Raw genomic sequence first — 26,404 nt, 5'->3', positions numbered from 1 at the left:
TATCACTTTAATGAACGGGGGCCACGTACTTCTCTACTGCTGTGGCGTACGCCACTCGTCGCTGTCATGCGTCCATTGCGCATGCGTGTGCGATGCAATGCAAAGCACGTTTCAAGTACGTGAGGTGTGAATTCGTGGATATGGTCATAGAGGCCGAAGGGATCCGGAAGAGATACGGGGACCAGGAGGCGCTGCGAGGCGTGGACCTGTCCGTTCCGGCGGGAACGCTCCTCGGCCTCCTCGGCCCCAACGGAGCGGGCAAGACGACGACGGTGCGGGTGCTGGCCACGCTGCTGGAAGCCGACGCGGGCCGTGCGAGCGTCGCCGGATACGACGTAAGCACCCACCCGCGCGAGGTGCGCCGCAGGATCGGCCTCACCGGTCAGTACGCGGCCCTTGACGAAAGGCTCACCGGCCGGGAGAACCTCCAGCTCATCGGGGTGCTCCACCGCCTGGGCCGGCGCGGGGCGAAAACTCGCGCCGATGTGCTGCTCGACCGGCTCGACCTGGGCCAGGTCGCCGCACGCCCGGTCAAGACGTACTCCGGTGGCACCCGCAGACGGCTGGACCTGGCCGCCAGTCTCATCGCCGGACCCAAGGTGCTCTTCCTCGACGAGCCGACCACCGGCCTCGACCCGACCAGCAGGCTCATCCTGTGGGACATGATCCGCGAGCAACTCGCGGGCGGTGTCACGGTCCTGATGACCACCCAGTACCTCGAAGAGGCCGATCAGCTCGCCGACCGGATCGCGGTGATCGACGGCGGGCGCGTGATCGCCGACGGCACCTCGGACGAACTCAAGGCCAAGGTGGGCGGCGAACGACTCGAAGTCACCGTGCAGGACGACGCCGCGATCCCCGCGGCCGTCACCGCACTGCGGGAGGTCACCGCCATGGAGCCGGCGGTCGAACGGAACGGACGGACGCTTTCCGTATCCCTTCGCGACCAGCTCAAGACCGTCGCCGAGGCCGCCTCCGCCCTGGACGCCGCCCAGGTGCGGCCCATCGGATTCGCCGTACGGCGGCCCTCGCTCGACGATGTGTTCCTCGCCCTCACCGGCGGCACCACCGGCAAGGAAGGGTAGGGCGAGGGCACCATGGAACTCGTCAGCGACGTCTCCGCACTGTTCGGCCGCCATATGCGGCATCTGGCCCGCATTCCGGAGAAGCTCCTCAGCGTGACGCTGATGCCGATCGCGTACGTGATCGTCTTCGGCGTGCTGTTCGGCAGCGCGATCTCCGTTCCGGGCAGCGACTACCGCTCGTTTCTGATGGCCGGCATCTTCACCCAGATGATGCTCACCAACGTGGGCAACACCGCGCTGGGCGTCGCCGGAGACCTCGGCAACGGAGTGGTCGACCGCTTCCGCTCCCTCCCCATGTCCCGGTCGGCCGTGCTCATCGGGCGCACCCTCTCCGACGTGGCGCTGGCCGTCATCGCCTGTGTCGCGATGGCCGTCGTCGGATACCTCATCGGCTGGCGGGTGCACCAGGGCATCCCCAAGGCCGTCGCCGGATTCGGCATCCTGCTGCTGCTCGGCTACGCCATGTCCTGGCTGGGCGCGCTCATCGGGCTGTTGGCCCGCAGTGCCGAGGCGGTCAATTCCATCGCGTTCATGCTGGTCATGCCGCTCACCTTCCTCTCCAACGCGTTCATTCCGCTGAACGGGCTGCCGGGCTGGCTGCGGGTGCTGTGCGAGTGGAACCCGGTGAGCGCCGTGGTGGCCGCCTGCCGTGAACTCTTCGGCAACACCTCGACCGGCACTGGTAAGGGCGCCCTCCCCGTCCAGTACCCCATCCCGCTGTCCCTCGCGCTGATCGCGCTGCTGCTCGCCATCGTCGTCCCCGCCGCCGTCGGCGCCTATCGCAAGGCCGCCGCCCGCTGAGGCACCGCGGGCCCGCACGGGCCCGCCAGGAATGCGCGTGGAGCCCTCGCGCCGGGTTCTCCGTCCCCACCGCCATTCCCCATGCCGGCGCCGAGAATTCAGGCGTGCCCCGCTTGGTGTTTCTCTTGTGGATTGACATCTCGCAGCGGAATTCCATTTCACTTCCGTTGGCTTGTCGAGATGTAGTTCACTTCCGAATTTGTCGCGTCGGATGAATCATGCGCCCCACTCGACTCATTATCGATGCGTCATCGCCCGATCAGGACGGATGAACCATGACCGGTTATCAGATTGCCAGCCTGCCGCTCACGGCCGCGCAGTCCGGTATCTGGCTCGCCCAGCGGCTTCAGCCGACGAATTCCCTCTTCAACATCGCTGAATACATCGACATTCACGGCGAGATCGTCCCCACGCTCTTCGAGAGCGCGCTGCGCCGCACCGTGGCCGAGGCCGAGACACTCCGGATCCGGATCCTGGAGGAGGACGGCCGGGCGGCGCAGGTGGTCGAGGAGCGCGTCGACTGGACCCTGCCCCTCATCGACGTCAGCCACGAGGACGATCCCCGCGCGAGCGCCGAGAGCCATATGCGCGACGAGATGCGCCGGCCGGTGGACCCCACCGACGGTCCGCTGTTCGCCTTCGCGCTGTTCAAGGCGGCGGACGACCGGTACTTCTGGTACCAGCGCTACCACCACATCGTCATGGACGGCCTCGGCCTCTCCCTGGTCGGCCGCCGTGTCGCCGAGCTCTACACCGCCCTCGCGGCCGGACTGCCCTGCCCCGAGGCGCCGTTCGGGTCACTGTCCGAACTCCTCGAGGACGAGGCCGCGTACCGGGACTCCGACCGGTTCACGCGCGACCGCGCGTACTGGATGTCACGCTTCGCCGATCAGCCCGCCGCCACCAGCCTGGCCGACCGCACCCCGGCGCTCCCCGAACGGCTGGAGCGCCGGAGCGCCTTCCTCGACGAGCCGACGCTGGCCGGATTGCGCGCCACCGCACGCGAGGCGGAGGTCAGCTGGCCCGCCGTCCTCGTCGCCGCGCTCGGTGTCTATCTGCACCGCATGACCGGCAACCGGCAGATCGTCCTCGGTCTGCCCGTGATGGCCCGGTCCGCCGGACGCGCCCGCACCATCCCCGGGATGATGTCCAACGTCCTGCCGTTCCGGCTGGATCTGCACCCCGGCACCACCGTGGCGGAAGCCGCCCGCCTGGCGTCCAGGGAACTGCACAGCGCGCTGAAGCACCAGCGGTACCGCGCCGAGGATCTGCGGCAGGACCTCGAACTCTCCGGTGCCGAGCACCGGCTCATCGGCCCGCACATCAACATCGTCATGGTCGACTACGACCTGGACTTCGCCGGCCACCGCGGCCAGGTGCACAACCTCGGCGGAGGCCCCGTCGACGATCTGTCGCTCGTGGTGGACGGACGGGCCGCCACGGAGCCGGGACCGTCCGCGAGCGGCGCGCACGCGGCCGGTGGGCTCCGTATCGACCTGGACGGCAATGCGGAGCTGTACGGCCCCGAGCGACTCGCCGACCACCATCGGCGCTTCCTCGGCCTCCTCGGCCACTTCGCCCACACCGCACCCGACACCCCCATCGGCCGGATCGATCTGCTGGCCCCTCAGGAGCGCGAGCGCGTCCTGGGCGAGTGGAACGCCACCGCCCAGGAGGTGCCCGGCTCCTCCCTGCCCGAGCTGTTCGAGGCCCAGGTGGCCCGCACCCCGCAGGCCACCGCCGTGGTCTTCGAGGGCCGCACGCTGACCTACGCCGAGCTCAACCGGCATGCCAACCGGCTCGCCCATCTGCTGATCGCGCACGGCGCCGGTCCGGAGAGCCTCGTGGCCCTCTCCGTGCCCCGCTCCGACGAGATGATCGTGGCGCTGCTCGCCATCCTCAAGTCCGGCGCCGCCTACCTTCCGGTGGACCCCGGCTACCCGGCCGAGCGGATCGCCTACATGCTCGACGACGCCGGACCGGCCATCGTGCTCACGGCCGACGGGGACGCCGCGGGCGGCGATGGCCGCGTCTCCCTGCGCCTGGACGCCCCCGGGACCGCCGAACTGCTCGCCGGGCAGCCGGACCGCGACCCCGTCGACGCCGACCGCACCACCCCGCTCCGGCCACAGCACCCCGCCTACGTGATCTACACCTCGGGCTCCACCGGCCGGCCCAAGGGTGTCGTGGTGTCCCAGGCCAACGCGGTCGACCTCGCCATCTGGGCGGTCACCGACATCGGACCCCGGCAGCTGAGCCGGGTCCTCGCGTCGACCTCGCTCAACTTCGACGTCTCCGTCTTCGAGATGTTCGGGCCGCTGTGCGGCGGCGGGAGCATCGAGGTGGTGCGCGATCTGCTCGCGCTCACCGAGCGCCCGGCGGACGGCTGGTCGGGCAGCCTGATCAGCGCCGTCCCCTCGGCATTCGCCCAGGTGCTGGCGCACGGCGAGGTGAACACCTCCGCGGAGACCGTCGTCCTGGCCGGGGAGGCCCTCTCGGCACACGCCGTGGCCGCCATCCGGAACGCCATCCCGGGCTGCCGCATCGCCAACATCTACGGTCCGACCGAGGCCACCGTCTATGCGACGGCCTGGTACAGCGACCGTGAGGCGGACACCGGGGACCAGGCCCCGCCCATCGGCCGCCCGATCTCCAACACCCGGGTGTATGTGCTGGATTCGGGGCTCCAGCCGGTGCCGGTCGGCGTCACCGGAGAGCTCTACATCGCGGGCGACGGCCTGGCCCGTGGGTATCTGCGTCGTCCGGGGTTGACGGCGGAGCGGTTTGTGGCGGATCCGTATGGCGGGGCGGGTGCGCGGATGTATCGCACGGGTGATGTGGTGCGGTGGCGGGCGGATGGGAATGTGGAGTATGTCGGGCGTGCCGATGAGCAGGTGAAGGTGCGTGGTTTCCGGATCGAGCTGGGGGAGATCGAGGCGGTTCTCGCCCGGCATCCGCAGGTCCGGCAGACGGCGGTGATCGCTCGCGAGGACCGCGCGGGTGTCAAACAGCTCGTGGCGTATGTGGTGGCCGAGGGCGATCCGGAGGCGGGGGAGTGGCGCAAGCATGTCGCCGCGGAGCTGCCCGAGTACATGGTTCCGGCCGCCTTCGTCACGCTGGAGCGGCTGCCGCTGACGCCCAATGGCAAGCTGGACCGCCGGGCCCTTCCGGCACCCGACTTCGGGCCGGTGGCCGAGGGGCGGGCGCCCGCGACAGCGCGCGAGGAGGCGCTGTGCGCGGTGTTCGCCGATGTGCTCGGGCTGCCGGGCGTCGGGGCGGATGACAACTTCTTCGATCTGGGCGGGGACAGCATCGTCTCCATCCAGCTTGTCAGCCGCGCCCGCGCCGCCGGACTGGTCTTCACCCCGCGCGATGTCTTCCAACGCCCCACCGTGGCCGCGCTCGCCGCGGCCGCCACGGACGCCGACGCCACCTCGACGCCGACTCCCGACCAGGGCATCGGTGTGGTGCCGCCGACTCCGATCGTGCACTGGCTGCGGGAGCGTGGCGGGCCGGTGGAGGGTTTCCATCAGTCGATGCTGGTGCGGACGCCCGCCGGGCTGACCCTGGAGGCCCTCACGGCCGGGTTGCAGACGGTGCTCGATCACCATGACGCGCTGCGGATGCGGCTGAGACGCGACGGCGATGGTGCCTGGGAGCTGGAGACCGGGCCGCGGGGCACGGTCGACGCGGCCGATGTGATCAGGCGGGTGACCGATCCGGAGGAGCTGCGCCGGGATCCGCTGGAAGACCGGCCGCTGAGCCCCGAGGCCGGTGCGATGGTCCGGGCCGTATGGCTGGACAACGGCGTGAACACCCCCGGCCGGCTGCTGCTGGTGGCACATCATCTGGTGGTCGACGGGGTGTCGTGGCGGATCCTGTTGCCGGACCTGGCGGTGGCGGTGGAGGGCCGGGAGCTGGAGCCGGTCGGCACCTCGCTGCGGGGCTGGGCCGAACACCTCACCGCACTCGCGGGGCACCCCTCCCGAGTCGATGAACTCCCGCTGTGGACGGGCATGTTCGAGGGGCCGGAACCGTTGCTGGGCGGGCGGGCGCTGGATCCGGCCCGGGACACCGCCGCCACCGTCCGCCACCTCCGGCTGACGCTGCCGCCGGAGCGGACGGAGCCCCTGCTGACGCGGGTGCCCGCCGCGTTCCACGGCGGTGTGAACGACGTACTGCTGACGGCCCTGGGCCTGGCGGTGGCCGACTGGCGGCGCCGCCGTGGTCATGCGGACGCCAGTGGTGTGCTGGTGGACCTCGAGGGCCATGGCCGGGAGGACATCGTCGAGGGTGCCGATCTGTCCCGTACCGTCGGCTGGTTCACCAGCCTCCACCCGGTGCGCCTGGAGCCCGGAGTGGCGGACTGGGACGAGGTCTGGGAGGGCGGGCCGCAGGCCGGACAGGCCCTGAAGCGGGTCAAGGAGCAGTTGCGTGCCCTGCCCGACAATGGCATCGGCTACGGTCTGCTGCGCCACCTCAACCCCGACACCGCACGCGAGCTGGCCGCCCTGCCGACCCCGCAGATCGGCTTCAATTACCTCGGCCGCCTCGCGTCCGGCACCGACACCGACTGGGCGGTGGAGAGCGCGTCCGGCGGCGGCGACGAGGACATGCCGCTCGTCCACGCCGTCGACGTCGACGCGCTGACCCTGGACACCCACGACGGCGCACAGCTGCACGCCACCTGGAGCTGGCCGGACGGGCTGCTCTCCGAGGACGACGTACGGGACCTGGCCGAGACCTGGTTCCGCGCCCTGGACGCCCTCGCCGCCCACGCCGAGGCACCGGGAGCAGGCGGTCGCACCCCCTCCGACCTGCCGCTGGTCTCCCTCACCCAGGACGAGATCGACACCCTGGAGCGCTCCTGCCCCGACCTGGAGGACGTGCTGCCGCCCTCACCCATGCAGGAAGGGCTGCTGTTCCACGCCCTGTTCGACGAGGGCGGCGCGGACGTCTACACCGTGCAGCTCTTCCTCGGCATGGCGGGAGAGCTTGACGAACGGGCCCTGCGCGCCGCCGCGCGGACCCTGCTGAACCGGCACCCGAACCTCCGCTCCGGCTTCCGCCACGAGCAGCTCGGCACCCCCGTCCAGGTCGTCCGCCACGAGGTGGAACTGGACTGGGAGACCAGGGATCTGCGCGGCCTCACCCCGGACGAGCAGACGGCCGAACTCACCCGGATCGCGGAGGAGCAGCGGGTCCGCGGATTCGATCCGGCGGCGCCACCGCTGCTGCGCTTCGTCCTGCTGCGGCTCGCCGACGACCACTGCCGCCTGCTCCTCACGTACCACCACATCCTGCTCGACGGCTGGTCGATGGCGCTGCTGGCCCAGGAGCTGTTCACGCTGTACGCACGCGGCGGCGACGACACGGGACTGCCCCACACCACCCCGTACCGCGACTATCTGGCATGGCTCGCGGACCAGGACCGGGAGGCGGCCGAGGAAGCGTGGCGGCAGGCGCTCGCGGGCATCGAGGAGCCCACGCTGCTCGCCCCGACCGGCACCGACACCCCCGCCCAGCACCCCGAGCGGGTCACCCTCGACCTGTCACCGGAGCTGACCACCGCGCTGACGGACCGGGCCCGCGGGCTCGGGCTGACCATGAACACCCTGGTCCAGGGCGCCTGGGCGGTGCTGCTCGGCCGGCTCACCGGAGCCGAGGACGTGGTCTTCGGCGCCACCGTCTCCGGACGGCCCGGCGAGATCGGCGGCGTCGAGTCGATGGTCGGCCTGTTCATCAACACGCTGCCCGTGCGCGTGGCGCTGCGCCCGGAGGAGAGCTGGGAGCGGCTGCTCACCCGCCTCCAGGAACAGCAGTCGGCGCTGATGGAGCACCAGTACATCGGGTTGCACGACACCCAGCGGCTCGCCGGGGTGGGGGAGTTGTTCGACACCCTCACCGTCTTCGAGAACTATCCCCTGGACCCGGACATGCTGGACAGCGCGGGCAGCGGGCTGCGGATCACCGACGCCGGCGCGGAGGACGCCACCCACTATCCGCTCACCCTCGTGGCGGTTCCGGGCCCGCGGCTCGCCCTGCGCCTCGGATACCGGCCGGAGCTGTTCGCCGCCGACAGCGTGCGCGCCATCGGCACCCGCCTCAACCGGCTGCTGGAAGCCATCGCCACCGCCCCCGACCAGCCCGTCGCCGACGCCGACATCCTGGACGCCGCGGAGCGCGAGCGGACGCTGATCACCTGGAACGCCACCGGGCACGACATCCCCGCCGCCACGCTCACCGAGCTGATCGAGGCCCAGGCGGCCCGTACCCCGCAGGCCACCGCCGTGGTCTTCGAGGGCCGGACGCTGACGTACGCGGAGCTGGGCGCCCGTGCCAACCGGCTGGCGCGGCTGCTGGTCGAGCGGGGAACGGGCCCGGAAGGGTACGTCGCGCTCGCCCTGCCACGCTCCCTCGATCTCATCGTCGCCCTGGTGGCCGTGGTGAAGACCGGGGCCGCCTATGTGCCGGTCGATCCCGACTACCCCGCCGAGCGGATCCGCTACATCCTGGGCAACACCCGCCCCGCGATGCTGCTCACCACCGCGGATGTCACCGAGGCGCTGCCGCCCGACGACGACACCCCCCGGCTGCTGCTGGACACCGCGGACACCCGGGCCGCGCTGGCGGGCCACACCGACCGCGATCTCGGCGACGCCGAGCGGCTCGCCCCGCTGACCGGCCGCAACACCGCCTATGTCATCTACACCTCGGGTTCCACGGGCAAGCCCAAGGGCGTGCTCGTCCCGCACGAGGGAATCGTCAACCGGCTGCTCTGGACCCAGGCGCGGTACGGGCTCGACGCCTCCGACCGGGTGCTGCAGAAGACACCGTCCGGTTTCGACGTCTCGGTGTGGGAGTTCTTCTGGCCGCTCATCACCGGCGCCCGGCTCGTGGTCGCCCGGCCGGAGGGGCACAAGGACCCGGCGTATCTGGCCCGGCTGATCCGCGACGAGGGCGTCACCACGGTGCACTTCGTCCCGTCCATGCTCCAGGTCTTCCTCACCGAGCCCACCGCCGCCCACTGCACCGGTCTGCGCCGCGTGCTGTGCAGCGGCGAGGCGCTGCCCGGTGAGCTGCGCGCACGGTTCTACGAGACGCTGGACGTGCCGCTGCACAACCTGTACGGGCCCACCGAGGCATCCGTGGACGTCACCTCGTGGGAGTGTGCGGCCCAGGACCCGGCCGGGCCGGTGCCGATCGGCGCCCCCGTGTGGAACACCCGGCTGTATGTGCTGGATTCACGGCTGCGGCCGGTGCCCGCCGGGGTCGCCGGTGAGCTGTATCTCGCCGGTGTGCAGCTCGCCCGTGGGTATCTGCGTCGTCCGGGGTTGACGGCGGAGCGGTTTGTGGCGGATCCGTATGGCGGGGCGGGTGCGCGGATGTATCGCACGGGTGATGTGGTGCGGTGGCGGGCGGATGGGAATGTGGAGTATGTCGGGCGTGCCGATGAGCAGGTGAAGGTGCGTGGTTTCCGGATCGAGCTGGGGGAGATCGAGGCGGTTCTCGCCCGGCATCCGCAGGTCCGGCAGACGGCGGTCATCGCTCGCGAGGACCGCGCGGGTGCGAAGCAACTGGTGGCGTACGTCGTCGCCGATGGCGACCCCGACGCCGGGGAGTTGAGGAAATACCTCGGCGCCGAGCTGCCCGAGTACATGGTTCCGGCCGCCTTCGTCACGCTGGAGCGGCTGCCGCTGACGCCCAATGGCAAGTTGGACCGCCGGGCCCTTCCGGCACCCGACTTCGGGGCGACCGTCACCGGCCGGGCGCCCGCCACCGCGCGCGAGGAGGCGCTGTGCGCGGTGTTCGCCGATGTGCTGGGGCTGCCGCGTATCGGGGCGGATGACAACTTCTTCGATCTGGGCGGGGACAGCATCGTCTCCATCCAGCTCGTCAGCCGCGCCCGCGCCGCCGGGCTGGTCTTCACCCCGCGCGATGTCTTCCAGCACCGCACGGTGGCCGCGCTCGCCGCGATGGCCGGTGAGGTCCGGGCGACGGTGGTGGAGCCACCGGACCATGGCATCGGTGTGGTGCCGCTGACCCCGATCGTGCACTGGCTGCGGGAGCGTGGCGGGCCGGTGGAGGGTTTCCATCAGTCGATGCTGGTGCGGACGCCCGCCGGGCTGACCCTGGAGGCCCTCACGGCCGGGTTGCAGACGGTGCTCGATCACCATGACGCGCTGCGGATGCGGCTGAGACGCGACGGCGATGGCGGCTGGGAGCTGGAGACCGGGCCGCGGGGCACGGTCGACGCGGCCGATGTGATCAGGCGGGTGACCGATCCGGAGGAGCTGCGCGGTCAGCCGCTGCGGGACAGACCGCTGAAGCCCGAGGCCGGTGCGATGGTCCGGGCCGTATGGCTGGACAACGGTGCGCATGCCCCCGGTCGGCTGCTGCTGATGCTGCACCATCTGGTGGTCGACGGAGTCTCGTGGCGGATCCTGTTGCCGGACCTGGCGGTGGCGGTGGAGGGCCGGGAGCTGGAGCCGGTCGGCACCTCGCTGCGGGGCTGGGCCGAACACCTCACCGCACTCGCGGGGCACCCCTCCCGAATCGATGAACTCCCGCTGTGGAAGCGGCAGTTCGACGGCCGCGACCCTCTGGTGGGCGCGCGGGCGCTGGATCCGGCCCGGGACACCGCCGCCACCGTCCGCCACCTCCGGCTGACCCTCTCGCCGGAGCGGACGGAGCCCCTGCTGACGCGGGTGCCCGCCGCGTTCCACGGCGGTGTGAACGACGTACTGCTGACGGCCCTGGGCCTGGCGGTGGCCGACTGGCGCCGCCGCAGGGGCCACGCCGACGCCACCGAACTGCTGGTGGACCTGGAGGGCCATGGCCGGGAGGACATCGTCGAGGGCGCGGATCTGTCCCGTACCGTCGGCTGGTTCACCAGCCTCTACCCGGTGCGCCTGGAGCCCGGGGTCGAGGACTGGGCCGACCTCTGGGGCGGTGGCCGCGAGGCCGGGCAGGCCCTGAAGCGGGTCAAGGAGCAGTTGCGTGCCCTGCCCGACCATGGCATCGGCTACGGTCTGCTGCGCCACCTCAACCCCGACACCGCACGCGAGCTGGCCACTCTGCCGACCCCGCAGATCGGCTTCAACTACCTCGGCCGCCTCGCGTCCGGCACCGACACCGACTGGGCGGTGGCGCCGGAGGCCGAGGGGCTCGGCGGCGGGGCCGACGACGCGATGCCGCTTCCGCACGCACTGGAGATCAACGCACTGACCGAGGACGGTCCGGGGGGCGCCCGCCTCGGCGCCGTATGGAGCTGGCCGGACGGGCTGCTCTCCGAGGACGACGTACGGGACCTGGCCGAGACCTGGTTCCGCGCCCTGGACGCCCTCGCCGCCCACGCCGAAGGGCCGGGCGCAGGCGGACACACCCCCTCCGACCTCACGCTGGTCTCCCTCACCCAGGACGAGATCGACGCATTCGAAGACGAACCGGAACCTGGAACCGAGTGGGAGATGCCGAAGTGAGCAGCCAGTCGAGGGTCGAGGACATCCTGCCTCTGTCGCCCCTGCAGGAAGGGCTTCTCTTCCACGCGGTGTACGACACCGAGGCTCCCGACGTGTACACCATGCAGTTCGCGTTCGACCTGGCCGGCCGGGTGGACGTGGCCGCTCTGCGCGCCGCCGCGGCCACGCTGCTGCGCCGCCACGCCAACCTGCGCGCCGGGTTCCGCAGACGCAAGACCGGCGAGGCCGTCCAGATCGTCCACCGCGAGGTGGAACTGCCCTGGGACGAGCGGGACGTGAGCGATCTGGACGAGGCGGCGCAGAGCGCCGAGATCGCCCGGATCCTGGCGGAGGAGAAGGGCCGCAGATTCGACCTCGCGAACCCGCCGCTGGTGCGCTTCGTCGTCGTGCGGCAGAGCGCCGAGCGATTCCGGCTCATCCTGACCAACCATCACATCCTGCTCGACGGCTGGTCGATGCCGCTGCTCGCCCGGGAGCTGTTCACGCTCTACGCCTCCGGGGGAAGCGATGCCACGCTGCCCCGGGTCACCCCCTACCGCGACTATCTGGCCTGGCTGGCCGGGCGGGAGCGGGGCGCCGCCGAGGAGGCGTGGCGGCGGGCGCTGGACGGGGTGGAGGGGCCCACACTGCTCGCCCCCACCGAGGGCGAGCGGCGCGACGCGGCCCAGCCGGAGCGGGTGATGCTGGAGCTGTCCGCCGAACTGACCGCCTCCCTGGGACAGTTCGCCCGCTCCCGCGGGCTCACGCTGAACACCCTGGTGCAGAGCGCCTGGGCGGTTCTGCTGGGACGGCTCACCGGGCGCCGGGACGTGGTCTTCGGCGGCACGGTCTCCGGCCGCCCGCCGGAGATCCCCGGCGTGGAATCCATGGTGGGGCTGTTCATCAACACCCTGCCGGTGCGTGTCGTGCTGCGGCCCGAAGAGCCGCTGTCCGGCCTGCTCGCCCGGGTACAGGAGCAGCAGTCGGCGCTGATGGAGCACCAGCACCTGGGGCTGCACGAGGTGCAGCGGCTGGCCGGGACCGGTGAGCTGTTCGACACCCTGACCGTCTTCGAGAACTACCCCCTGGACCCCGGTGGCCTGGAGCTGCCCGGCACCGGGGTGCGCATCGCGGGCGTCGACGTCAACGACGCCACGCACTACCCCCTCACCCTCGCCGTGATCCCCGGCGACCGGCTCACCCTGCGCCTGGACCACCGCTCCGACCTGCTCGACCACGACGCCGCCCAGTCGCTGGCCGCCCGTCTGGTGCGGCTGCTGGAGACGGTCATCGCCGACCCCGACCGGCCGGTGGCGGCGGTGGACATCCTGGACGCCGCCGAGCGGACACGGATCCTCGTCGAGTGGAACGCCACCACCCGCGACCTGCCGCGGGCCGGGCTCGGCGAGCTGTTCGAGGCCCAGGCCGCGACGACGCCCGGGAACGACGCGGTGGTCTTCGACGGCGGCGCGCTGACCTACGCCGAACTGGACGCCCGCGCCAACCGGCTCGCCCGGCTGCTGATCCGGCGCGGTATCGGCCCGGAGCGCATCGTCGCCCTCGCCCTGCCCCGGTCCGTGGACATGGTGGTGGCGCAGCTGGCCGTGGTGAAGGCGGGGGCCGCCTACCTTCCGGTCGACCCCGACTACCCGGCCGAGCGCATCCGTTTCATGCTGGAGGACGCCCGGCCCGAACTCGTCATCACCACTACCGGCGCCGCCCTCGACCACGAGGGGGCGCGGCTGGACCTCGACGACCCCGCTCTGCCCTCCCGGCTCGCCGCGCTCCCGGCCACCGCCATCGTGGACGCGGACCGTACGGTCCCGCTGAGCGCGGCCCATCCGGCGTATGTCATCTACACCTCCGGTTCCACCGGCACCCCCAAGGGCGTCGTGGTCTCCCACACCGGTCTGGCCTCCTTCGCCACGGCCGCCGTCGAGAACTTCGCCGTCGACGCCGGGGCGCGGGTCCTGCAGTTCGCCTCGCCCAGCTTCGACGCGGCCGTCCTGGAGCTGTGCATGGCGCTGACCTCCGGCGCCGCGCTCGTCGTACCGCCGCCCGGACCGCTGGCGGGGGAGGCCCTCGCCGAGGTGCTGGCCGGCCGGCGGGTCAGCCACGCCCTGATCCCGCCGGCCGCGCTGGCGTCGGTGCCGGCGACCACACCGCTGCCCGGCTTCCGCTCCCTGGTCGTCGGCGGTGACGCGTGCTCCGCCGAGCTGGTGGCGCGCTGGTCGTCCGGCCGCCGGATGGTCAACGCCTACGGCCCGACCGAGTCCACCGTCGCCGCCACCATGAGCGGGCCGCTGAGCGGCGAGCGGACGCCCCCGATCGGCGGCCCCGTCGTCAACACCCGCGTGTATGTGCTGGACACGGGGCTGCGGCCGGTGCCCGTCGGCGCCCCGGGAGAGCTCTATCTCGCGGGCGACGGGCTGGCCCGCGGCTATCTGCGCCGCCCCGGGCTGACGGCGGAGCGGTTTGTCGCCAACCCCTTCGACACCCCGGGCACCCGGATGTACCGCACCGGCGATGTGGTGCGGTGGCGGGCCGACGGCACCCTGGACTACCTCGGGCGCGCCGACGAGCAGGTGAAGATCCGGGGCTTCCGGGTCGAGCTGGGCGAGATCGAGACCGTCATCGCCCGCCATCCGAAGGTCGCCCAGGTGGCGGTGGTCGCCCGTGAGGAGCGGCCCGGCGTCCGGCAGCTGGTGGCCTATGCGGTCGGCGCGGCCGAGACGGCCGAACTGCGTGACCACGTGGCCGAGGTGCTGCCCGCCCATATGGTCCCGGCGGCGTTCGTCACGCTCGACGCGCTGCCGCTGACGCCCCACGGCAAGCTGGACCGCAGGGCGCTGCCCGCCCCCGACTACGGCTCCGTGTCCACCGGGCGGGCCCCCGCCACCCCGGAGGAAGAGGCGCTGTGCGCGGTGTTCGCCGATGTGCTCGGGGTGGAGCGGGTCGGCGTCGACGACAGCTTCTTCGACCTCGGCGGCGACAGCATCGTCTCCATCCAACTGGTCAGCCGGGCCCGTAAGGCGGGGCTGACGTTCACCCCGCGCGATGTGTTCCGGCTGCGGACCGTGGCCGCGCTCGCCGCCATGGCCACGTCGCGGGAGGAGGCCGTGGCCACCGCCGAACCGGACGACTCCGGTATCGGGGTGGTGCCGCTCACCCCGATCGCGCACTGGCTGCGGGAGCGCGGCGGGCCCGTCGACGGCTTCCACCAGTCGATGCTGATCCGCACCCCCGCCGGTCTTGACCAGTCGAATCTGACCGCGGCGCTGCAGGCCGTCCTCGACCACCACGACGCCCTGCGGCTGCGGCTGACCCGGGCCGGCGGCATCATCTGGAGCCTGGAGGTGGCGCCGCGCGGGGCGGTCGACGCCGCCGGCTGTCTGACCCGTGTCGACGCGGCCGGGCTGCGCGGCGAGGCGCTGAGCTGTGTGGTGGCCGGACACCAGGGCACCGCGCAGGCGCGGCTCGAGCCCGAACAGGGGGCCATGGTGCGGGCGGTGTGGTTCGACGGCGGACCGCACGAGAGCGGCAGACTGCTGCTCGTCCTGCACCATCTGGTCGTGGACGGCGTCTCGTGGCGGATCCTGCTGCCCGACCTCGCCGCCGCCTGCGAAGCCGTCACGGCGGGCGACATCCCGGGGCTGGAGCCGGTGGGCACCTCGCTGCGGCGCTGGGCCGAGCAGCTCACCGCGCTCGCCCAGCACCCGGCCCGGCTGGACGAACTGCCGCTGTGGACCGCCATGCTGGAGGCCCCGGACCCGCTGCTGGGCAGCCGCGCCCTGGACGCCGCGCGGGACACCGTGGCCACCGTCCGGCACATCAGCCTCACCCTGCCGCCCGAGCGCACCGAGCCCCTGCTCACCCGGGTGCCCGCCGCCTTCCACGGCGGAGTCAACGACGTCCTGCTGACGGGCCTCGCCCTGGCGGTCGCCGACTGGCGCCGCCGCCGGGACGGCGACGCGGCGGCCCCGCTCCTGGTCGACCTCGAAGGCCATGGCCGCGAGGGTGTCGTCGAGGGTGCCGATCTCTCCCGTACCGTCGGCTGGTTCACCGATCTGCACCCGGTGCGGCTGGACCCGGCGGTGGCGGACTGGGCCGAGCTGTGGGCCGGCGGCCCGCAGACCGGACGGGCGCTGAAGAGCGTCAAGGAGCAGCTGCGCGCCCTGCCCGACAACGGCATGGGCTACGGTCTGCTGCGCCACCTCAACCCGCAGACCGGCCCGGCCCTGGCCCGGCTGCGCACCCCGCAGATCGGCTTCAACTATCTGGGCCGCTTCCCCGCCGCCTCCGCCGGGGACGAGGGCGCCGACTGGTCCGTGGCCCCGGAGGCCGACGGCCTCGGCGGTGGCGTCGACCCGGCCATGCCCGTCCCGCACGTCCTGGAGGTGGGCGCCCTCACCCGGGACCACGCCGACGGGCCGCGGCTGACCGCGACCCTGTCCTGGCCCGGCGATCTGCTGACCGAGGAGGACGCCCGCGATCTGGCCGAGACCTGGTTCCGCGCCCTGGACGTCCTCGCGGCCCACACCGAGACGGCGGGAGCCGGCGGGCACACCCCGTCCGATCTGCCCCTGGTCTCCCTCAGCCAGGACGAGATCGACAGCGTGGAGCGGGCCCGCCCCGGCGTGGCCGATCTGCTGCCGCTGTCGTCCCTGCAGAAGGGGCTGCACTTCCACGCCGTCTACGACGAGGGGGCGCGGGACGTCTACACCGTGCAGCTGCTGCTGGACGTGACCGGGCCGCTGGACGCCCGTGCGCTGCGCCGCGCGGCCCACGCGCTGCTGGAGCGCCACGCCAATCTGCGCGCCGGTTTCTGGCACGAGGGGCTGCGCACCCCCGTGCAGTTCGTGCCCCGGGCGGACGGGACCGAGCTGCCCTGGTACGAGTTCGACCTGTCCGCCGTCCCGGCCGGCCGGCGGGACGCCGAGCTGGAACGGCTGCTCGCCGAGGACCGTGCCCGCCGGTTCGAACTGACCGCGCCGCCGCTGCTGCGCATCACCGTGATCCGGCTCGACGGCGACCGCCACCGGCTGGTGCTGACCAACCACCACATCCTGCTGGACGGCTGGTCCACCCCGCTGCTCGCCCAGGAGCTGTTCACGCTCTACGCCTCCGGGGGAAGCGATGCCACACTGCCCCGGGTCACCCCCTACCGCGACTATCTGGCCTGGCTCGCCGGCCAGGACGGCGGCGCCGCCGAGAAGGCGTGGAAGCAGGCCCTGGAGGGCGCCGAGCCGACCCTGCTCGCCCCCGTGGACCCCGGCCGTGAGGCGGCGATACCGCGGAAGGTCACCGTCGAGCTGTCCGCGGAGCTCACCGCCGCCCTCACCGAGCGGGCGCGGGGTCTCGGGCTCACGATGAACACGCTGGTGCAGGGCGCCTGGGCGGTGCTGCTCGGCCGGCTCACCGGGCGTCAGGACGTGGTCTTCGGCGCCACCGTCTCCGGCCGCCCGCCGGAGATCGCCGGTATCGAGACGATGGTGGGCCTGTTCATCAACACCCTGCCGGTGCGGGTGGCCCTGCGGTCCGAGGAGCCGCTGTCCGGGCTGCTTTCCCGGGTGCAGGAGCAGCAGTCGCTCTTGATCGACCACCAGTACCTCGGCCTCACCGACATCCAGAACATCGCCGGCACCGGCGAACTCTTCGACACCCTCACCGTGTTCGAGAACTACCCGCTCGATCCGGCGGCGCTGGAGCTGCCCGGCACCGGGCTCGGCGTCCTGGGCATCGACGGCCGGGACGCCACCCACTACCCGCTGACCCTCGTCGCCATCCCCGGACTGCCCGGCCAGGGGCTGCAGCTGCGGCTCAACCACCGGCCGGACGCGCTGGACCCGGCGGCCGTGGAGGCGATGGCGGACGGGCTGCTGCGGCTGCTGGAGGTCACCGCCGAGGACCCGGAGCGCCCGGTCGGTCGGATCGATGTGCTCGGCCCCGACGAGCGCGCCCGGCTGCTGGCGCTGGGGACCGGGGACACCGGCCCCCGGCCCGCAGTGTACGGATCGATCCAGCGGCGGTTCGCCGACCAGCTGGCCCGTACCCCGGACGCCGTCGCGCTCAGCGACGCCGACGGGCAGGAGGTCACCTACCGGGAACTCGACGCCCGTGCCAACCGGTTGGCGCATCGGCTGATCGCCATGGGGGTGCGCCCGGAGAGCCCGGTCGCCGTGATGCAGAAACGTTCTGTCGAACTGGTGGTCTCGATCCTCGCGGTGCTGAAGGCGGGCGGCGCGTATGTGCCCCTGGACTCTCGCTATCCGCAGGCCCGGCTGAGCCTGATCGTCGAACAGACCGCCGCCGGTGTGCTGCTCACCGACCGCGAACTGAACGAGGCCGCCCGCGCCTTCCCGCACCGGGCCCGGCCGCTGGTCGTCGACGACCCCGCCCTCGACGGTGACGCACCCCTCGACGGCGAGCCGGACACCGACCCCGGCATCGACGGACACCATGAGCAGCTCGCCTATGTGATGTACACCTCGGGCTCGACCGGCACCCCCAAGGGCGTCGCCGTCACCCACCACGATGTGCTCGCCCTCGCCTTCGACGGCGCCTGGGACAGCGGCCACCACACCCGGGTGCTGCTGCACTCGCCCCAGGCGTTCGACGCCTCCACCTACGAGCTGTGGGTGCCGCTGCTGCGCGGCGGCCACATCGTGGTGGCACCCCCCGGGGAACTCGACGTCCAGGACCTGGCCCGGGTCATCGTGGAGCGGAAGGTCACCGGACTGTGGCTGACCGCCGGTCTCTTCCGGATCCTCGCCGAGGAGCGGCCCGAATGCTTCGCGGACGTATCCGAGGTGTGGTCCGGCGGCGACGTCGTCCCCGCGCCCATGGTGCGCAGAGTGCTGGCCACCTGCCCCGGGCTGGTGATCGGCGACGGCTACGGCCCGACCGAGACCACCACGTTCGCCGCCTACCACCGGATGCGGGCGGAGGACACCGTCCCCGACACCGTGCCCATCGGCGGACCGCTGGACCGGATGCGGCTCTACGTCCTGGACGACAACCTCGCCCTCACCCCGCACGGAGTCGCCGGCGAGCTGTACATCGCCGGGGCCGGACTCGCCCGCGGCTATCTGGACCGCCCCGGGCTCACCGCGGAGCGCTTCGTCGCCGACCCCTTCGGCCCCGCCGGGGCGCGGATGTACCGCAGCGGTGACCTGGTCCGCTGGACCGACGGCGGCCTGCTGGAATTCGTGGGCCGCGCCGACGAACAGGTCAAGGTGCGCGGCTTCCGCATCGAACTCGGCGAGATCGAGGCCGTCGTGTCCCGCTTCCCCGGCCTCGCCCAGGTCGCCGTGATCGTCCGCGAGGACCAGCCCGGGGACAAGCGCCTGGTCGCCTACGCCGTCCCGGCCGGCGGACAGCCCGCACCGGACCTGTCCGCGCTGCGCGACCACACCGCGGCCGCCCTGCCCGCCTATATGGTCCCCGCCGCCTTCGTCGCCCTGGAGACCCTGCCCGTCACCACCAACGGCAAGGTCGACCGCCGGGCCCTGCCCGCGCCGGACTACGGCGCCGCCGCCACCCACCGGGCCCCGCGCACCCCCGAGGAGCGCACCCTCTGCGAGATCTTCGCCGAGGTGCTGGGCCTGGCCGAAGTCGGCATCGACGACAGCTTCTTCGACCTCGGCGGCCACTCCCTGCTGGCCACCCGACTGGTCAGCCGGGTGCGCTCCGGGTTCGGTGTGGAACTGGCGGTGCGCAGTCTGTTCGAGGCCCCCACCCCGGCCCGGCTCATGGCGGCCATCGCCGGAGCCGCCCGCGCCCGCGCCGCGCTGCGGCCCGTGGCGCGGCCCGAGCTGATCCCCATGTCGTACGGCCAGCACCGGCTGTGGTTCCTCAACCGGCTGGAAGGCGCCGCCTCCCCGTACAAGATCCCGATCGCGCTGCGGCTGAGCGGACAGCTGGACCGCGAGGCCCTGCGGGCGGCGCTGGGCGATGTGGTGGCCCGGCACGAGGCGCTGCGCACCGTCTTCCGCGAAACCGGCGGCACCCCGCACCAGGTGGTGCTCGGCGCGGACGCCGCCACCCCGGTCCTCACCACGGAGCCGGTCACCGAGGAGGAGCTGCCCGAGGCGCTGCTCCGGGCGGTCGCGCCCGGCTTCGACCTCGCCGTCGACCCGCCCCTGCGGGCCACCCTGTACGCACTCGGCCCCGACAGCCACGTCCTGCTGCTGGTCCTGCACCACATCGCCGGTGACGGCTGGTCGATGGGCCCGCTCGCCCGCGACTTCTCCCTGGCCTACACCGCCCGGCTGAAGGGCGAGGCGCCCGAGCAGGACCCGCTGCCCGTGGGTTACGCCGACTACAGCCTCTGGCAGCGGGAGGTCATGGGCGGCGAGGACGACCCGGACAGCCCGATCTCCCGGCAGCTCGCCTTCTGGACCCGCACCCTCGCCGGGCTCCCCGACGAACTGGAGCTGCCGGCCGACCGCTCCCGGCCCGCCGTCGCCACCTATCAGGGCGGCACCCTGATGTTCCGGCTCGAACCGGAGCTCCACCACGGGCTGCTGGGCCTCGTACGCGACAACGAGGCGAGCCTGTTCATGGTGGTCCAGGCCGGGCTCGCGGCGCTGCTGACCCGGCTGGGGGCGGGCACCGACATCCCGCTGGGCAGCCCGATCGCGGGCCGCACCGACGAGGCGCTCGACGAACTCGTGGGCTTCTTCGTCAACACCCTGGTGCTGCGCACCGACACCTCGGGCAACCCCGCCTTCCGGGAGCTGCTGGCCCGGGTCCGGGACACCGACCTCGCCGCCTACGCCCACCAGGACACCCCCTTCGAGCGGCTGGTCGAGGTGCTCAACCCGGCCCGCTCGATGGCGCGCAACCCGCTGTTCCAGGTCATGCTGGTGCTCCAGAACAACGTCCAGGCCGATCTGCGGCTGCCCGGACTGGACGTCACCGTGGAGACCGCCGGAGCCCACGCCGCCCAGTTCGACCTGTCCTTCGACCTCACCGAGCGCTACGCCGAGGACGGCGCGCCACTGGGCCTGGACGGCCGGTTCGACTACAGCACCGACCTGTTCGACCACCCCACCGCACAGCGGCTGCTCGGCTGCTTCGTGCGGTTCCTCCAGGCCGCTGTCGCCGAGCCGGACCGCCCGGTGGGGGACCTGGACTTCATCGAACCGGGGGAGCGGCGGCAGCTGCTGCTCGACTGGAACCGCACCGAGCGCGACACCGGTATCACCGGAGTCGTGGAGCGGGTCCGGGAGATCGCCGCCCGCCGCCCGGAGGCCACCGCCCTCACCGACGACCGGCACACCGTCGACTACGCCACCCTGGTGGCCCGCGCGAGTGCCCTCTCCCGCAGGCTGCTGGCGAGCGGCGCGGACGCCGGTGCGGTCGTCGCGATCCTCTCCGACCGCACTGTCCGGGTGCCCACGGCCGTCCTCGCCGTCCTCGGCATCGGCGCCGCCTATGTGCCGCTCGACCCGCGCGCCCCGCTCCGGCGCAGCGCCGGAATGCTCGCCGACAGCGGCGCCCGCCGGCTGCTGGCCGCGCCGGAACACCTGGAGCGGGCCCGGGAGCTGGCCGAGGCGGCCGAGATCCCGGTCGAGGTGCTGGCGCTGGACGACGCGGCCGACGACGCCGACGGACTGCTGCCCGTCGCCGGAGGCCCCGGCCATCTCGCCTACGTGATCTTCACCTCCGGCTCCACCGGCCGCCCCAAGGGCGCGATGGTGCACCGGCGCGGCATGGTCAACCACCTCCTCGCCAAGATCGAGGACCTGGGGATGACGGACACCGACAGCGTGGTGGCCAACGCCCCGCTGACGTTCGACATCTCGGTGTGGCAGATGCTGTCCGGCCTCGTCACCGGCGGCCGGGTACGGCTGGTCGGCGAGGACACCGCACTGGACCCGCAGGCGCTGTTCACCCGCGTCGCCGAGGAGCGGATCACCGTCCTCGAGGTCGTCCCCTCCCTGCTGCGCACCGCGCTGGACGCCTGGGAGTCCGGGGCGGACACCGTCGAACTGCCCGAGCTGCGCTGGCTGATGGTGACCGGTGAGGCCCTTCCGCCGGACCTGTGCGCCCGCTGGTTCGCCCGCTATCCGCACATCCCGCTGGTCAACGCGTATGGCCCGACCGAGTGCTCGGACGATGTCACCCACGCCGTCATCGAGGCCACCACCCCGCTCGGCGGCGTCCGGGTGCCGATCGGCGCCACCATCCGCAACACCCGGCTCTACGTCCTGGACACCCGGCTCCAGCCGGTCCCGGTCGGCGTCCCCGGCGAGCTGTACGTGGGCGGCACCGGCGTCGGATACGGCTATGTCGGCGACCCCCGGCGCACGGCGACCACCTTCGTGGCCGATCCGTATGCGGACGAGCCCGGCAGCCGGCTGTACCGCACCGGCGACCGGGTGCGACGGCTGCCCGACGGACAGCTGGAGTTCCTCGGCCGGCTCGACCACCAGGTCAAGATCCGCGGCCAGCGCATCGAACTGGGCGAGGTGGAGGCCGCGCTGCGCGCGATCCCCGCGGTGACCGACGCGGTGGTCACCGTCGGCACCGACCCCGCCGGGCAGAGCCGCCTCGTCGGCCATCTCGTCGGCGCGGCCGACCCCCGGCGGGTGCGCTCCGAACTGGCCGCGGCGCTGCCGGAGGCGATGGTGCCCGCGGTGCTGATGGCCATGGACGCCCTGCCGCTCACCCCCAACGGCAAGGTGGACCGCAAGGCCCTGCCCGCCCCCGACTTCGGGTCGGCGGCCACCGGCTCCGGACGGGCCCCGCGCACCCCGCAGGAAGAGCTGCTGTGCGATGTGTTCGCCGAGGTGCTCGCACTGCCCCGGGTCGGCCCCGACGACGACTTCTTCGACCTGGGCGGCCACTCGCTGCTCGCCACCCGCCTGGTGAACCGGATCCGGTCCGCCTTCGGGGTGGACCTCCAGGTCAGGGCGCTGTTCGAAACGCCCACCGTGGCCGGGCTCGCCACCTCCCTCGCCCTGGGCACGGGAGGCAGGGCACCGCTGGTCCCGGCCGGGCGGACCGGGCGGATCCCGCTGTCGTACGCCCAGCGCCGGCTGTGGTTCCTCAACCGCTTCGACGGCGACAGCGGCGCCTACAACGTGCCGCTGGCGCTGCGCCTGACCGGTGACCTCGACCGCGCGGCGCTGCGCGCGGCCCTCGGCGATGTGGTGGCCCGGCACGAGAGCCTGCGCACCGTCTTCCCCGAGACCACGGGACCGGACGCGGACGGCGGCGCGCACCAGCGGATCGTGGACGCCGAGACGGCCCGGCCCGCGCTGCCGGTCACCGACACCGATGAGGCGTCCCTGCCCGGACAGCTGGCCGCCGAGGCCGCCACCGGATTCGACCTCACCCGCGAACTCCCGCTGCGCACAAGGTTGTTCGCGATCGCGCCGGACAGCCACGTACTGCTGCTGGTGATGCACCACATCGCCAGCGACGGGGCCTCCGCGGCACCGCTCGCCCGCGATCTGGCCTCCGCCTACGAGGCCCGGCGGGTCGGCGAGGCGCCGCGGTGGACACCGCTGCGGGTGAACTATGCCGACTACAGCGTCTGGCAGCGCGAGGTGCTCGGCGACGAGAGCGACCCCGAGAGCCCGATCTCCCGGCAGCTCGCCTTCTGGACCGGCACCCTGGCCGGTCTCCCCGACCAGCTGGAGCTGCCCACCGACCGCCCCCGCCCCGCGGTGGCCACCGGGGCGGGCGGCATCGTCCCCGTGACGATCGACCCCGAGCTGCACCAGCGGCTGGCCGGACTCGCCCGCGAGAACCGGGCGAGCGCCTTCATGGTGGTCCAGGCCGGGCTCGCGGCGCTGCTGACCCGGCTGGGGGCGGGCACCGACATCCCGCTGGGCAGCCCGATCGCGGGCCGCACCGACGAGGCACTGGACGACCTGGTCGGGTTCTTCGTCAACACCCTGGTACTGCGCACGGACACCTCGGGCAACCCCACCTTCCGGGAGCTGCTGGCCCGGGTCCGGGACACCGACCTCGCCGCCTACGCCCACCAGGACATGCCGTTCGAGCGGCTGGTGGAGGTCCTCAACCCGCCCCGCTCGCTCTCCCGCCACCCGCTGTTCCAGATCGCCCTGGCCTTCCAGAACCCCACCGAGGTCGGCCAGGACGTCACCGGCCTCACCGTGGCCGGGGAACCGCTCGGCAGCGCGGGCGCCAAGTTCGACCTGTCGATCAGCCTCGCCGACCGGCGCGACGAGAGCGGTGGCTGCCAGGGCATCGAGGGCCATGTCGTCCACAGCGCCGACCTGTTCGACGCGGACACCGTCACCGACCTGGTCGCCCGGCTGATCCGGCTGCTGGAGGCGGCCGTCGCCGACCCGGACCAGCCGATCGGCCGGATCGGGCTGCTCGACCCCGCCGAGCGGAACCGCATGGTGGTCACCTGGAACGACACCGCCACCGACGTCCCCGAGGTGACCCAGCCCGAGCTGTTCCAGGCCCAGGTGGCCCGCACCCCCGACGCCCCCGCGCTGGTCTTCGGCGCCCAGGAGCTGTCGTACGCCGAGCTCAACGCCCGCGCCAACCGGCTGGCCCGCCTGCTCATCGACCGCGGCGTGGGCCCGGAGCGGTTCGTCGCCGTGGCCCTGCCCCGGTCGGCACGGCTGGTGGTGGCCCTGCTCGCGGTGCTCAAGGCCGGCGGCGCCTACGTACCGGTGGACCCGGCGTACCCGGCCGAGCGGATCGGGTTCATGCTCTCCGACACCGGCCCGGCGCTGCTGCTCACCGACGCCGACACCGCCGCCGCGCTGCCGGAGGGCACCGGGGACATCCCGCGCCTCCTCCTCGACGACCCCGCCACCGACACCCACCTCGCCCGCTTCGCGGCCACCGACCCCGACGACGGAGACCGGCTCGCGCCACTGCGCCTGGCCAACCCGGCCTATGTCATCTACACCTCGGGTTCGACCGGACGGCCCAAGGGCGTCGTCATCCAGCACACCTCGCTCACCGACTACCTGGTCTTCGCCGGGGGCGACTACGACGGGGTGCGCGGCACCGCGCTGCTGCACTCCTCGATCTCCTTCGACCTGTCGGTCACCGCCACCCATGTGCCGCTCACCGTGGGCGGCACCGTCCAGGTCGTCAGCGACCTCCAGGACCCGGACCCGGGGACCGCCGAGGCGCTGCGCACCCGCCCGTGCACCTTCCTCAAGGCCACGCCGAGCCATCTGCCGGTCCTCACCACGCTCCCGGAGGAGTTCGCGCCCACTGCCGAACTGCTCCTCGGCGGCGAGCTGCTGCTGGGCGAGCGGGTCGACGCCTGGCGCGCGGACCACCCCGGCACCACCGTCCTCAACATGTACGGGCCCACCGAGACCACGGTCAACTGCAGCCAGTTCCGCATCGCGCCGGACACCCCGATCCCGCCGGGCCCGCTGCCCATCGGCGGCCCGATGCCCAACACCCGGTTCCATGTGCTCGACGACCGCCTCGAACTGGTGCCGCCGGGCGCGGCCGGAGAGCTGTACGTGGCGGGCGACTGCCTGGCCCGCGGCTATCTGGGCCGCCCCGATATGACGGCCGCCCGGTTCGTCCCCGACCCGTTCGGCGCCCCCGGCACCCGCATGTACCGCACCGGGGACGTGGTGCGCTGGAACCCGGACGGCACACTGTCCTTCCTGCGGCGGGTGGACGACCAGGTCAAGCTGCGCGGCTTCCGGATCGAGCTCGGCGAGGTCGAGGCCGTGGTCGACCGCCACCCCGCCGTCGCCGGGTCCGCGGTGATCGTGCGCGAGGACCGCCCCGGCGACCAGCGCCTGATCGCCTATGTGGTGCCCGCGCCCGGCGCCGAGCTCCCGGCCCCGGCCGAACTGCGCCGCCACGCCGCCGCGGGCCTTCCCGAGTACATGGTCCCGAACGCCTTCGTCCCGCTGGACACGCTGCCGCTGACCCCCAACCGCAAACTGGACCGCCGGGCCCTGCCCGCACCCGAGTCCTCCGCGGTGTCCGGCGGCCGGGCCCCCCGCACCCGCCAGGAGCGGCTGCTGTGCGAGCTGTTCGCCGAGGTCCTCGGCACGGAGCGGGTGTCGATCGACGACGGCTTCTTCGACCTCGGCGGCCACTCCCTGCTGGCCACCCGGCTCATCGGCCGGGTGCGCGCCACCTTCGGGGCGGACATCGCCATCCGCACCCTCTTCGAGGCGCCCACGGTGGCGGAGCTGACCGAGCGGCTCGGCACCGGGGAGGACGACGGCCAGGGCGCCTTTGACGTCCTGCTGCCGCTGCGCCGCAAGGGCGGCCGCCCGCCGCTGTTCTGCGTCCACCCGGCCAGCGGTTTCAGCTGGTCCTACGCCGGGCTGATGCGCCACCTCGGCCCCGACCACCCGATCTACGGCCTGCAGTCGCGGGGCATCGCCGAACCCGGTGACCTGCCCACCGGTGTCCAGGAGATCGCCGCCGACTACCTCAAGCAGGTGCGCACCGTCCAGCCCACCGGCCCCTATCTGCTGCTCGGCTGGTCCTTCGGCGGACTCGTGGCGCACGCCATGGCCGAACAGCTCCAGCGCGCCGGTGAGCGGGTCGCCCTGCTGGCCATGCTCGACTCCTTCCCCCGGCTCCCCGAGAGCCACGGCGGCGGCGCGGGGCGCCCGGCGGAAGACGCGGTCCTGTCCCAGCGGGAGTTCCTCGCCGGAATGCTCGACCTGGCCGGCTACGAGCGGGCCGAGTGGGACGGGCAGCCGCTGGAGTACGGCCGGGTCGCGGAGATCCTCCGCGGCCAGGGCGGCATCCTCGGCAGCCTCGAGGAGCGGCACGTCGCGGCGCTGTACGAGGTGTTCGAGAACAATTCACGGCTCGCGCGGGGCCATGTTCCCGGGACCTACGTGGGTGACGTGCTGTTCTTCGAGGCGACGCTCGGCAAGCCGGAGAACGCCCCCGGGCCCGAGGTGTGGGCGCCCTTCCTGGAGGGCTCCATCGAAGCCCACCCCGTCGAGTCCGCCCACGACGACATGACCCAGCCGGAACCGCTCGCCGGGATCGGCCGGATCCTCGCCGCCCGGCTCCGCGACCTCACCTGAGACCCCTCCACGGAAGAGAGACGAGACGAGA

General features: G+C 72.8%; 4 protein-coding genes. All 4 read left to right on the top strand.

Annotated elements, in window-relative coordinates:
* Nucleotides 1–140 precede the first annotated feature (140 nt).
* The 4 genes from JK364_RS40030 to JK364_RS40015 all read left to right on the top strand — a co-directional run bounded on the left by JK364_RS40030 (nt 141) and on the right by JK364_RS40015 (nt 26,373).
* Nucleotides 141–1,085, top strand: a complete 945-nt coding sequence (locus JK364_RS40030) for an ATP-binding cassette domain-containing protein (RefSeq protein ID WP_201856349.1) — start codon at nt 141–143, stop codon at nt 1,083–1,085.
* Between the two features lie 12 nt (nt 1,086–1,097).
* Entirely contained in the window at nt 1,098–1,886 is a 789-nt protein-coding gene (locus tag JK364_RS40025) for an ABC transporter permease (protein WP_201856329.1), read from the top strand.
* Between the two features lie 275 nt (nt 1,887–2,161).
* The gene (locus JK364_RS40020; RefSeq protein ID WP_201856328.1) at nt 2,162–11,368 is read left to right on the top strand and encodes a non-ribosomal peptide synthetase; all 9,207 of its coding nucleotides are present in this window, start codon (nt 2,162–2,164) and stop codon (nt 11,366–11,368) included.
* Complete coding sequence (locus JK364_RS40015) at nt 11,365–26,373, top strand: non-ribosomal peptide synthetase (RefSeq protein WP_201856327.1); 15,009 nt, start codon at nt 11,365–11,367, stop codon at nt 26,371–26,373. The genes JK364_RS40020 and JK364_RS40015 overlap by 4 nt, the downstream gene beginning before the upstream one ends.
* The last annotated feature ends 31 nt before the right edge of the window (nt 26,374–26,404 follow it).

Origin of the sequence: Streptomyces endocoffeicus (genome assembly GCF_016741935.1) — a bacterium.
Classification (GTDB): domain Bacteria; phylum Actinomycetota; class Actinomycetes; order Streptomycetales; family Streptomycetaceae; genus Streptomyces; species Streptomyces endocoffeicus.
The sequence above is the reverse complement of the archived record's forward strand: the minus strand, read 5'-3'. Positions and strand labels throughout refer to the sequence as shown.

Bases quoted from the DNA above. Each gene is read 5' to 3' on its own strand.
- JK364_RS40025 (WP_201856329.1), top strand. From the start codon at position 1,098: ATGGAACTCGTCAGCGACGTCTCCGCACTGTTCGGCCGCCATATGCGG.
- JK364_RS40030 (WP_201856349.1), top strand. From the start codon at position 141: ATGGTCATAGAGGCCGAAGGGATCCGGAAGAGATACGGGGACCAGGAG.
- JK364_RS40020 (WP_201856328.1), top strand. From the start codon at position 2,162: ATGACCGGTTATCAGATTGCCAGCCTGCCGCTCACGGCCGCGCAGTCC.